9 protein-coding genes are annotated in these 11,810 nt (G+C 58.1%); 1 reads left to right on the top strand and 8 read right to left on the bottom strand.

Features of this window, described 5'->3' with window-relative positions:
- Positions 1-32: 32 nt before the first annotated feature.
- The 7 genes from N2597_RS22570 to N2597_RS22540 form a co-directional block, all read right to left on the bottom strand.
- Positions 33-278, bottom strand: a complete 246-nt coding sequence (locus tag N2597_RS22570; RefSeq protein ID WP_183596195.1) for a hypothetical protein — start codon at positions 276-278, stop codon at positions 33-35.
- 4 nt (positions 279-282) lie between these two features.
- Positions 283-1,827: a C25 family cysteine peptidase gene (locus N2597_RS22565; protein ID WP_183596193.1), complete on the bottom strand. Its 1,545-nt coding sequence runs from the start codon at positions 1,825-1,827 to the stop codon at positions 283-285.
- Between the two features lie 61 nt (positions 1,828-1,888).
- On the bottom strand, positions 1,889-2,947 hold the full coding sequence (locus N2597_RS22560; protein WP_183596191.1) for an FAD-dependent monooxygenase family protein: 1,059 nt from the start codon (positions 2,945-2,947) through the stop codon (positions 1,889-1,891).
- 11 nt (positions 2,948-2,958) lie between these two features.
- A complete protein-coding gene (locus N2597_RS22555; protein ID WP_183596189.1) occupies positions 2,959-4,713 on the bottom strand; it encodes a ferritin-like domain-containing protein in 1,755 nt (584 codons plus the stop codon).
- Positions 4,714-4,725: 12 nt separating this feature from the next.
- Positions 4,726-6,033: a radical SAM/SPASM domain-containing protein gene (locus tag N2597_RS22550; protein WP_183596187.1), complete on the bottom strand. Its 1,308-nt coding sequence runs from the start codon at positions 6,031-6,033 to the stop codon at positions 4,726-4,728.
- Between the two features lie 18 nt (positions 6,034-6,051).
- A complete protein-coding gene (locus tag N2597_RS22545; RefSeq protein ID WP_183596185.1) occupies positions 6,052-7,662 on the bottom strand; it encodes a hypothetical protein in 1,611 nt (536 codons plus the stop codon).
- A gap of 87 nt (positions 7,663-7,749) precedes the next feature.
- Positions 7,750-8,724: a trypsin-like serine peptidase gene (locus N2597_RS22540; protein ID WP_183596183.1), complete on the bottom strand. Its 975-nt coding sequence runs from the start codon at positions 8,722-8,724 to the stop codon at positions 7,750-7,752.
- Positions 8,725-9,369: 645 nt separating this feature from the next.
- On the opposite strand from N2597_RS22540, the gene N2597_RS22535 reads away from it, so the two are divergent.
- A complete protein-coding gene (locus N2597_RS22535; protein ID WP_183596181.1) occupies positions 9,370-9,924 on the top strand; it encodes a CHAD domain-containing protein in 555 nt (184 codons plus the stop codon).
- A gap of 791 nt (positions 9,925-10,715) precedes the next feature.
- Here N2597_RS22535 and N2597_RS22530 read toward each other — a convergent pair.
- Positions 10,716-11,795: a hypothetical protein gene (locus N2597_RS22530; protein ID WP_183596179.1), complete on the bottom strand. Its 1,080-nt coding sequence runs from the start codon at positions 11,793-11,795 to the stop codon at positions 10,716-10,718.
- Positions 11,796-11,810 lie beyond the last annotated feature (15 nt).

Below are 11,810 nucleotides of genomic sequence, written 5' to 3'. Positions count from 1 at the left end.
GCTTGGTCGACCGAATAGACCTCCCGAAAAGGTTAGCGCGAGACCTTCCAGTCCTCCATGATGAGTGTGCCACCACTTGCAAATCCGTTCGTGGTGATCTTCTCGCCCACGAGCTGGTCGAGGGCAACGTCGCCGTACGACGGACCAGTTTGTCTCTGGAGCACGAACTTTTGCCCCTCCTCGGTCTCTAGAACAACCGCTTTGCGCTCGCTCTTCGAACCGACGTCCGTGCGCTCCGAAGTCACCTTACCGGTAATCGTGACCCGTTCGAAATCCATGCCGCTACCTGCTTTCGCATTCCTCGACGTTGAACAGCCCGTCGTCAATTATATGCCCGATCAGCACGCGATAGGTAACGAAATTTCGATCAAGACTGTCTTTGACGCCGCGAACCGTCTCCTTCGTTGCCACCGCGACCTTACGATCACCGTTCATTGCCGCTTTCGCTGCCTGGAAGGCTGGTCCTCCTGTGACGCTGAACACCTCGACACTCGACATGCCTTGTGCCCGCGCGATCTCCGCGAAGCGATCCACGGCCGCCGACGGTCTGCTCAACCGTCGTCCAGGCCGCGTCGCGGCAGACGCGATCGACTCACCCTGGCTGGCAAGCGCAATCCGGCGCGATTTCCGCTCGCTCGCCCCGTCGGCTGCGACTGGTGTCGCTTTCGCAAGCGCGAGAGCCCCGTCCACAACCGTTTCGACGACTGCTGGGCAAAGCGAAGGATCTCCGAGAAGCACGAACTGCGCGATCGTCTTCAAATTGGTCGCCGTCGACATTACCTGCGTCAAAATAAATTCCTGACGGGCCTGAAGGAACGCCCGTCCCGCAGATGCGCCCAGGAGGATCTTTTGAAGAAACAGCTGGCAAATCAGATCGGCCTGACCGTTCGATGAGGCCGGGCCGTAGGAAATCGTGGTTGATCCTATGAATGCGGCGGTGCCTTGCATCAAATAATCCATACAGATCGGCTTCGCTCTCCCAAGGAGCAGGTAGTTGTAGAGCTGAGCGCCGAAGCAGCATTCTGCGGCCGCGACCGTGCCAGACCTGATGGCACCTATGGGAATCTTGCTCGAATCCATCGCGTAAGTGATTGCACCTGTGGCGTCCTCGCCGTAAAATCTGAAATCGCCGGTATTGCCATGGCAATTGATGAAGTGCGCCTGGCTGGCAAGCGACGCATCGATGAGACTGTGTCCGCTCGGCCCGGAAAGGTAAAGGCCCGCAGCACTGCCGAAGACGGCGTTCAAGCTAAGCCGTGTCGATATCTGCCAGATATCTGCGCTTATGGCGAAGAAGGAACTGAACGCATCAGCAGGCAAAGGCGTATGGGTGATGCATGCGTCGATTAAACCGACAAGGACCGAGGGGTCCTTTTCTCCGACGCACGCGGGAAGTCGCCCCACCACCCTCGTCGCGTTCAGGAAGTTGGCAGTGACTTTGCTGAACGGACTGGGCGAGGCATAGGGCAGATCGCTGGGAATGGTCCTGTCCCGGTCGCTGATGCCGGCGATCGGATTCAGCTCGATATGCGGAATGATGTCGGGTCCGTCGAGAAGCAAAATGTAATCGCAGGCCAGTGATCCGTGTATCGCGTCGACCGCCTCCTTCGCTCCCCTCTCGTCCCTGGCGCTGACGACCGGCTTGCCATGGACCGCTGTCATCTGTGCAAGGTCGTCTATGTCGAACACTTGTCCCGTCAGTCCTCGTGTGGCGTCGTGCGTGACCATCCGAGCCAGGGCAGCATAGATTGCGGTGACGCCCGCCGGACCGTATTTTGCCAAGAGAGCCTGTTGGTTGGAGATGATCGCCTTGTGTACCGGTCCCACTTCTTTCTCCTTAATATCAATGGCGGCAGGCGCGCGCCGCGCGCTTGGGCTCTCGTCCCTATCATCCCGAGACGCGAGCGGAGTTACACACATCCGCGTCGATTTCTGCTGGTGGCTCGATCCCTTTCACGCTGTCACTGCGAAGAAATCCAAGATACTCGGCCCATAACGCGTCGCCCGCGAACGGCGACGTCGCCACGATGCCCGCGACGGCCAAGCGGGCGTGGGATATCATGAGGGTACTGTCGACGGGCGACGGGGTCGCTGGCCGTCCTAAGTGAGCACGAACACACTGGACCGCTCTAACGAGCCCGGCCGCCAGCCCTTGGGACGACAATGCGTCCTGCGCGAAACAAGCGTCACCGATCTGCCACGGTCCGAGACTGCCTTGCGACCATTGCATGCTTGCGGCTCCTGAGCGCCCGACTTCAGCGTCATTCAAAGGCAAATCTTCGACGAACCAATCGCAACTTTTGATCAGTTCCTCGCGAATCTCCGACCAATTGCCGCGCATCAATCCGCTACTGCCGACAACACCAAGGCAGATGCGAACCGCGTTTCCCATTCGATACGCGTATCCACTTGATAGCGCTGCGATGGCGAAGGGGGCCATTCTTCCTGCGTTTGCCTCAAACAGCCACTGCCGGGCGACGACCGGTCTTTTCGGCCTCATGACAGCTGTCGCACTCGAAGCATTGCGCCCCGATGCATCAAAGACCAGAAGACCGTTTTGTTGCGTGTCCGGCACGGCCTTACGGTCGATACGTTGCGTCACGAATGCTGTTCCAAGACGCTCTGCAATCGCGAGAAGCGCGAGATCAAGGCCAGGGCGGCTGACATGGACACGGCCGGTCGTGATCTTGCGAGTGATCGGGCCATCGCCCCACTGGTGAACCTGTTCTGAAAAAACTTCTTGCACACCGACCGCGCGCGGGAGCACTCCCGTTTCGACAAGCAAAGCCATCGTTTGCCCGGGTAGACTTTCAATCGTTGCGGCATCGGTCGCCGACGGCCAGGTCGGACTGCGAACCTCTGCGTCCAACCCATTGAGGCGGGCATAAATTGCCGCCATTAGGCCGGTCGGGCCACCTCCCAGTACAAGCAGCTTGCGAGCTTTCACCGCTTGACCTCTTATGGAGGCGAAACGGGTTCGAAACGGGGATCTGCGACAGCGTCGAACACCACGATGAAGCCAGCCGCAGCCACGGCGGAAGCCAGCGCACTTAGGCCAGCACCGACCATGTCACGACGGGCTTCGTTGATTTCCGCAGCACCCTGGAATCGCCCCTTCGCGTAGCCCGTGTGAAGGTCCTCGAGGATACCGAGATACGCGGTCTGCAGGGCGACATGGTCGGGTTGCGCGACATCCGGCCGTTCGGCCGCCGGGTTTCTGAGATACTGGTTTTCCTGGAAGGCGCCAAGCCATTCTCTAATATCCAAGAACGTCTGAAAGTGATCTTCGCCTTCAGCGATGATGGAGCTTACGGCTTCCGCCCATTCTTCGGCGACACCTTCCGGCATGTCCGGCGGCGGGGTTTGAAGTGTTGCCAGAATATCGATATACAAACCATCGACCCCGGCCGAGGGTGCCTCGATATCGATGAAGTCGTCGATCGCTGCGCGCGAGGCTACTCTTGCTTCGACTGGGCGATAGCCACCCCCAGGTTTCGGCAGCGCATCCGCGACCCTGAGCGCAGGATCGAACGTCCCCGGCGGACTGATGGCGCGAATCACGTCGTTGACGGCTCTTGTGTGCCGCATCTCGCCAATCGCGATGCGCATGATCTCCGCTCGGGCCGCCCGAATGCTGTCGGCAAGTTCTTCGGCACCGGCAAGCGAGGGATCGTCGTCCGGCCTGAACGAAAAGGCAGCCGCCAGATATTCATGCGCGACTGCCAATTCGACGCCCGCGGCGTAACGTAGGTGCCGGAGCAGCGTCGCCCGGTCGGGAAGCGGCGCTCCCTCCGCGACGCCCGGCTCGAACGGCATCGTCGTTTCCCTTGCGTTGATAACGATGTGCAGCTCTTCCCAGCGATGATTGATCTCGTGATGGTCGAGTTGTTCTTCCGCCGGCGGCCGGAATGGGCCTGCCGATGGGGGTGGCTTTGGGCTGATAACGCGATCGGACCGCTGCCAGGGCACAAAAACGGTCCATTTCTGGTTCTCGACGCCGGGACCTCCAGCAGGATAGATAGGTTGAACAATATCGGGGTGGTTGCTCGCCCAGTAATGGCAGCCGCAGTCCCTGAAATCGTGGGTCCACGGACTACAAAGGGATTGGCTCATTTCTCCCGGCAGGAATATCGAAGAGAGCGCGCCTTCATCGTCGAGATAACGTTCCCGCTTCGTATTGAGCGTAACCGTCGATCCATCCTCTCTCGCAAACGATACCTTGAGTGGCGCACCTTCGGTGAGCATCCTGACTGCTGTCCAGCTGTCGGGGGGTTTTCTGTTTGCACCGAAGCTTTTATCGTTCAGTTCAGACAGGTCGAACGCTAAATCGCCCAGCACGCCGAATGTCCCCTCCAACCTGCTGACGCTCAGCGACAAGCCCTCGCCCAGATCGCTCGATAGCGTCTCGTAAACATCGAAATCAGCGCTCGTTATATCGCCTGCGCGAGCAGCCTGGAGGGCCGCGTTCAGATCGACGGCGACGACATTGATCTCGCTGACAATGGCGACAACGTCCATCTCGATGAACGGGACAAACCGCCGTTCCAGGTTTCGCACATCGCATTCAAGCCCCGGATAGCAGTTGCCAACCCCGGATTCCAGCCGGGACGAAGCAGGATTGCCTGCCACATTCTGCTTTCCGGTTATGGCGCTAGAGAGCCGCCGATGTGCCGTCACGTTCCTCGGGAGCAGTTTGCCTTCATTGGATGACATTCAGATCTCCTCCTAAGTCAAATCGGTACGAACGGAGTGAGCCGCGGTAAGTTCACAGTATTTCTGTAGGCAGAAGGTCAGCCATCCGCGGACGAAATCGCAGCTCGCCGGCGTGCGCACACTGGCTTCCTGATGGCAACCGCCGGAACAGAGATACCGCGCCCAGCAGCTTTGACAGTCGGTCTGATTGTGAACATGTCTCTCGGTGAGAAACGCTGTCCTGCGGGCGGAATCGATACCTGACGAATCTCCCAGTTCGAAATCGCTCTCTCCAATGGCGCGGTGACACGCATACCATTTGCCATCTGATGCGACAGAAAAGTAGCCACCGCCTGCGCCGCAGGCGAATGGCGCTGCCCAGCCGCGATGGATCTGCCTCAAGGCGATCATCAGATTGGTCAACCTGATCGGCTTTCCTTCTTCTGCCCTGGCCACTTCGCCGGCAGCAATGCCAATGAGTTCGGAGAGATAGGAGGCATAGTCTCCTTCCCCAAAACCGCTGTCGTCAGCAGCCTTTCTCAGTGGCGATATCCCGGCCTCCTTGAAACCGATCTTCATCACGGAGTCGAACTGGCTTTGAAGGTCCGATCCGTTGTTACGAACCGACATTCGCGCAGCAACCTGGGCCAGGCCCGGCTCGTTGAGAAGTGGCGCTAGTCTTTTCACCAGGATCTCACGTGACCCCCGTCCGCGCCTGTCCGGACGTTGCGCGTCGTGGCGCTCCCGATCGCCATCGACACTGATAGTGACGGCGAATCTGTTGGACCTGAACATTGCAATGTCCTCGTCGGTTACCAGCGTACCGTTCGTCGTAATCGAAAAACGCACGTCCAGGCCCTTGGCAGCCCCGGTCGAGGAGGCATAGCGTACAGCGTCGTGCACGAGCTTCCGGTTCATCAGCGGCTCTCCGCCGAGAAACCCAACCGTCACGGGGGCATTAGGCGTGGCCTTGGCAAAAAGCCCGTCGATCGCTCGATACGCCGTTTCCGTTTCCATTCTGGAGGCCTGCTTCCCCGAAAAGCCGCCCCGGTCAGCGTAGCAGTAGCCACATGATAGATTGCACGACGACGAGACATTCAGGGATATGCTTTGAGGATCAGGCAAAGGGATTTGCGATAGTTCCGCCTCGATGGGCACCATCTCGGCGAGTTCGGATACGACCTTGTCGATCTCGGTCTCGCCGCGATCCCATGATGTGGCAAGATCGGGAGGAACGTCGAAAAGGCGCGAGTAGGGAACAACCAGAATGTGGTCTCCCGCGGCAGAGCGGAACCTCTTGTAATCAGGGCCGCCGGCATGAGGGAGTGCGTGGATTGCCATCTCCGTTCCTTTGCTCTTTTAGCCCAGATCGAGTGAAGCCAGGACGGCTTTTCTGCGACGCGAAGCCTTTTCGGAGATTCCGGTTCCAAGCATCCGCGCGCCCTTAGGCTTGGCCTGCGTATGAGCGATCCACTTTTTCAAAAGCTCATGCTGCCAGCCAACGACAGTAAGGGGCTCAGCGTTCGACTGCCGCATGAACGGGGGCATCTGCATCGATGAGGCGCCGCGCGTTTCTTGCGGTCCGACGAAGAAGGGAGGTCTCACGAGCTCTAGAATTCGATCTGGGGTCGCCGCTACAAGCTTTTCCAACCCTTGCAGGTCAGCCAGATCGCGATGCCTCATCTTGGCGTGTGTCGACATCGGCAGGGGCTGCTGGGCGGTGGAACCGGGAAGCGGAAAAAGCGGATTGCGAAGCGGATCTCTTCCTCCAAGGGCAAATTGGGGACGAGGCCGACTGCCGCCATCAAGATCCTTTGGCCTCAAGTCGTCTGGCAGGATTTCGATGGCGCGTCTGAGGACATAGTCATCGAGATTGAAGAGGGAAACGGTTTCGTAGACGCGCTCGAAGAAATCCTCAATCCAGTCTTCCAGCTCCTCGCCGCTCATCTGATCATTTCGTTGTTGCCAATCTCCCGCGCGATCGTTGAACTCGTCGGCGACCGACAGAAACGGTCTGCGGTCAGGCGCAAAATCGGGAGGAGCAACAAAGGCGGCTGCACGTCCCGGGCGAACCTCATCTCCGATCTGCCCCGTGAGCCGTACCGTGAAGTGGACTTCGCAGGTGTCGTCGACAACTCCTAGCGATGGTCCGGTGGATCCTGTGTTTGAGTCGATCGAGTCATAGGTATCAGGAGGAGCAACGATCGACAGTGTGGAGGCACCGTACCACCCAGCCTGATCATCCAGAAAGGCATTTTCCTTTCGAACCGCAGGCTGGTTGCGGCCAAGCTCTGGCCTGGCTTCCGCCGCCTGCGGCGGCCCGTAGAACTCCCCTGCAGCGGGCCAGAGCCGAAATCGGATGGTTTCGAGATCGACGTCGCCAAACCAGGGATGGCCTTCGACATTGTTGGTAGCACGGACAAACTGCACATGGCCGAGGGGGATGCTCTTGTTCTCCGGAATCATCGGCCGCGTCGATGCGGGCGAACGACCTTCTATAGAATGCTTGCCGTAATTGGCGCCCGTCAGCTCGATCGGAGCCTTTGTTCCAAAGACGAGGGCGGCATTTCCCGCGCGTCTGGCGGCCTTTCGATTGGCAGCCTCGACCCTCAGGACAACGTCCTCAAGGCGGAATCCATTGTCGTCGAGCAGTTGTTCTGATAGTGGACAGTCCACCCAGGTATCGGGGGCTGACCCGTCAGTCCCCGTGCTTGCCCAGATCTCAAAGAAAGGCGCGACCGGACGGATGCGGTCTCCGTCGCGGAAACTGATTTCTGTTGGTTTATATGGTCTGAGACTGCCGTCCACTTCGACCGCGAGCGTCCAGTCCGGAACGATCGTCGTCTTGCCGTCGTATCGCGGCACCTCGACGTCCGCCCAATTGTAGGCTTCAACGGCAGTGGTACTGCTGCCAAGACGCGCAACCGCCATTGGCGGAATGATAAAGAGGCGCCTGATATCGTTCGCCATTACACTCCTCCGTCTGCGCGATCCTTGATCGCGACCGATAATCATTTCTGCGGCAGGGTCGGATCTTGAGATCGTGGTATCGAGGTTTTATGCCGACAGCGCCTCGGCGACCTCGGTAATCCTCGTGCAATCTTCGCCACGGCAACCGGTCGTCGGGCAGACGAGCGATATGAAGCAGTTTCCGTTGCTCACGTAGTCGGTCCCGCCTCGCACCAGGATGCCTTCCACGACTCCATCGGCACCGAACACAGGGGATCCGGAATTTCCACCGTATGTGTCCAGGTTTGCTACGAAGTACGTGAGAGCGGTGTTGTCACGAACATTCGAACCGTCTGCGAACTTCAAAGGCAGGCCGGATGGATGCCCCATCACAAACACAGGCGCGTTGTCGGCAATGCGGCCCGATGTGCGCAGTGCTAGCACCGTACGATCGACAACGGGTCGGTCCAGACGGACCAGCGACCAGTCCTCACCGGAACCCTCATTGAGCATCCAGCCAATCATTTCCTTGCCAGAGTAGATATCCTTGTCGGGTATCGTAAGCGACGTCTTGCCGGCTGCTGTCATCCTGAACCCGAAAACGAACCTGACCGTGCCGACATTCGTCTCGTTGATGCAATGCCCGGCAGTCGCAATCACGTCCGGCGCGACAAGAAAGCCGGTACAGAAGGCACCCGTCGGCTGTTCCGCGAAGCGTTCTCCTCCACACACGCCCTGCGACCTCGACAGCGGGACAGTGAAGAGATTCGATGTCCCATCGCCGTTCGACGTCACGCCTTCGTCTCTAAAAAGGGCCGCCACGCTTTCAGCGAGCGTGCGCTCAAGGTCATTGCCGAACTCGTAGTAGTCCCTCCGGTCATCGACCCCGTATATGCCCTTTTGCTTTGCAGTCAGCGTTTTGGCAACGGCCTTGGAGTCTGCCAAGGTGAGCGATGAGTTGCCACCCCCGCCTTTCGCTGCTGGCTGAAGACCAGGTGCAAGCTTGGCTAGGTTTTGCCGCGAGCGGAGTTCTTCTCGCAGCTCGGAAATGGAATAGGATTCGAGTTCTGAATCACCAGACATGCCACCCTCCCCTTGTGGCGCAGCCGCGCCGCCCAAACGTACTTTCATCCTTATTTTTAGAATTTGACGTCACAACTGGCTACGCGGCTAAGTTCACGCTTCTCTCGGCGATCAACCCAGCCTCCACTAATTTAAATTAAACACACTTAAAACATGAGGTCAATCGACGTTTGCAACTTGAGCCTCTACATCTACGGCGGGCAAGTCTTCATTTTCACGGCAGATCGCACCATGTACGCAAACTAGACGGTGACGAAGACCAACAGAGCTTGCGGGAGAGCGAAAATACGGCAGGCGATTCTTCTTAATCTTGGCGGTCCTTTGTGGCTACTAGATGATCCGCAGGAGATCTTGGCACTGCAACGAAGCTGCTAGGGGGTGAGCCAAGGCAACCCGCGCCTATTCTTCCGAGGTGGGCGCCTGGAGTGGAGTATGGTAAAGTCTCGCGCGATTATGCAACGATGGGCCGCGCCAGCCTCGCCGTTCGCTTGCCTATCTACCGTTGCGTTCTGGCTACGATCACGCCTCCACCGTTCAGACCTAGATCGTCGAGAACGCCGCGAGAGTAGCGAGATGGATACCGCAGAACGGCAATAATATCACGACAACGGCGATGTCCTGCTGGCGAAGGCGAAGGACAAGGACATGCGCGAGCGCCTGGAAAACGCTCGCCGGGCAGCCTACGACGACGCCCTCACCTCCCTTGCCTCAAGCCGCGCACGCACATTGATGTTGGACCTTAATGAATGGCCGCGTTGCGGGGAATACTTGAGTGATCCTCGGACTACCGAGATTCGCGAAGGACCGGCTGCTGATTTCGCCGGCTTCGCGCTTGATCGCATGCGCAAGAAGCTGAGGAAGCATGGCATGGCGCTGTCTAAGGTGGACGACGAGCATCGGCACGAAGCCCGCAAGGACGCGAAGAAGTTGCGCTATGCGACTGAGTTCTTCGCGCCGTTATTCGACGACAAGCGCGGAGCTCGGAGGTACAAGCGCTTCATGGCGGCGATGGAAGAACTCCAGGATCAGCTCGGCGCGCTCAACGATCTCGTGACGGGACCTGACGTCCTCGAAAAGCATGGGCTGGCCGACCCTCTCGCCCGCGACGACGTCGTCTCCCATGCCGACAAAGCCGGCCTGATCGATGCTGCCCAAGCTGCCCTGGACGACGTTATCGATGCCAAACGCTTCTGGAGATGATGAACGAGCTCGAGGCTTCCGCGGCAAAGCATTTGATGGTGGCCGTCTGTCTGCATTGTCGAGTTTCGATCCAGAACTCACTCTAGTCGTGGTCGATGCCAACGGGAACTTTTGTTGCTACAGCCGATGGCCGCGCTCATCAGCTTTCTGACGAGCCAGAACGACAATTCGCAAGCGCAAGCACGGTTCCGGGAGGCAATTGACCTTGTCGACGCAAGTAAACTCCTACAGTTGCCAGGCTTCTCGAACGCTGCGATTGGGACCGACGCGACAAATGCGGATGCATTGAGGACAATGGACGCGATGGCGCGAAGAACGTTGGTCGTACTAGACTCCGAAAGCAAGCCCAAAGGCGTTTCCAAACGCGAGGCACTTGTAGTGCACCTTTTAGTGCAATTGACCTCTGGTAGTATTGTGGGACGTTGAAGCGTTTGGTGGGCAATGAGTTTTCGGACCGTGCGCGAAGTGTAATCGAACAAGGCGTGCCTGTGCTTGGTCGATTGCGGTCACTGTGATTGTCATATTACTTCATGCTGCGAGCCGCGGTCGACAGTGAATATGTTGGCGATGGCGTTGGCCTGTAACAATACTAGCGGGTAGAAGATGCGGTACAAATCGGCAAAGGTCGGTGGGTTTTAGGCTTTCGCTGTGGCAGGTACGAATACGGTCTCGTTCAGCATCGATTTCCATAGACCAAGATCGGCGACCTGATGGGGTCTGCCATCGAACGCAAGGATCTCAACCCCCTCTAGCTCGCGCTTGATGCTCGTATTGCAAAGGCTGCTTGTCGCTTAGGGCGGCGATGGAAACTCAGTTTTTCGACACCTGTCCAGCGACGTTTGTTCCAGCGGCCTTCTTGGATCGCATATCCAAACCGTCAAAGCTGGCCGGAACTCGCCGAGAGACGCCTTCATCTCCTCTAACAATCCCGTGCACCCCTCCTCTCCCGATTCGCAGGCGAGAATGACACCGGGGGCACGTTGGTTTTGAACTCCGGCAATTTTCGCAAAGCTCGCCGAGAACTGCAGGGAGCGGGCGACACCTCGTTTCCAGAGATAGGCCGGCTCGATTGCTATGGCGTGGGTATTGCTGACACAGTCAGCAACGGTCTTATCGTCGAGGATCATATTGGTCAGCATGCTCTTGCAGAAAAGCCCTTGTCGACCCTCTAATTCGTCGGGCACAACGAGCTGCCTAATCTGAGACACCAGATTATCAGCTAAATGGAGAACGTGTGGCGCGTGGGTGCCATACTTGTCCGCGTACGTGAACTCACAGGTGTCAACCCTTGCGGTGGGCGCCCATCCATTGACCTCGGTGCCAGCGTCAAGCAGTCTGGAATAAAACGGTATCGATGCCCCGGTTCCGATTTGTAAATAAGCTCGCTTCTGCGAATTCGGATCGAAATAGCCGAACCTGTAGGTGAGCGGCGGTTCGTTTGCTTCTTGGTCCTTGTTGAGCGTACAACGAAATCCATCGACTACGGAGGCGGTGCTAAGACCGTCATTGCTCAAGACACCGGGGATGAACGGGATGTGCATCGTGATCTTGTCAACTTGCTCCGCGGTTGGCTTGTCATCGTATCCCACATTGATGAAATTCGAGTCGTAGAGAACGGCTGTGAGATCAGCACCGTCCCAGCCAACCCACCCGTAGATCGTGGCTACCGCAGGATTGAAGAACGCCGTGAACACCGCAAGCATGGCGGCAGGCAAGCCTATCCAATCTCGAATGTTCTTTGCCCAAGTTTCAACTTGCGCCCAGTGGATCTGACGGTCCGTCTTCCGCTCAATATCACTCTGGCAGTGCGGACATTTCACTGCGCCATTCGCGACTGGTTCCCTACAAGAGGGACAGACTTGAGGAGTCATCGGGCGCGCTCCGGA

Origin of the sequence: Rhizobium sophoriradicis (assembly GCF_025200795.1) — a bacterium.
GTDB lineage: Bacteria > Pseudomonadota > Alphaproteobacteria > Rhizobiales > Rhizobiaceae > Rhizobium > Rhizobium sophoriradicis.
Note: the sequence above shows the minus strand (reverse complement) of the source record. Positions and strands in the feature narration are given on the sequence as shown.

Coding starts and splice junctions, on each gene's coding strand:
- N2597_RS22555 (WP_183596189.1), bottom strand. CDS start 4,713: ATGTCATCCAATGAAGGCAAACTGCTCCCGAGGAACGTGACGGCACAT.
- N2597_RS22530 (WP_183596179.1), bottom strand. CDS start 11,795: ATGACTCCTCAAGTCTGTCCCTCTTGTAGGGAACCAGTCGCGAATGGC.
- N2597_RS22540 (WP_183596183.1), bottom strand. CDS start 8,724: ATGTCTGGTGATTCAGAACTCGAATCCTATTCCATTTCCGAGCTGCGA.
- N2597_RS22535 (WP_183596181.1), top strand. CDS start 9,370: ATGCGCGAGCGCCTGGAAAACGCTCGCCGGGCAGCCTACGACGACGCC.
- N2597_RS22545 (WP_183596185.1), bottom strand. CDS start 7,662: ATGGCGAACGATATCAGGCGCCTCTTTATCATTCCGCCAATGGCGGTT.
- N2597_RS22550 (WP_183596187.1), bottom strand. CDS start 6,033: ATGGCAATCCACGCACTCCCTCATGCCGGCGGCCCTGATTACAAGAGG.
- N2597_RS22570 (WP_183596195.1), bottom strand. CDS start 278: ATGGATTTCGAACGGGTCACGATTACCGGTAAGGTGACTTCGGAGCGC.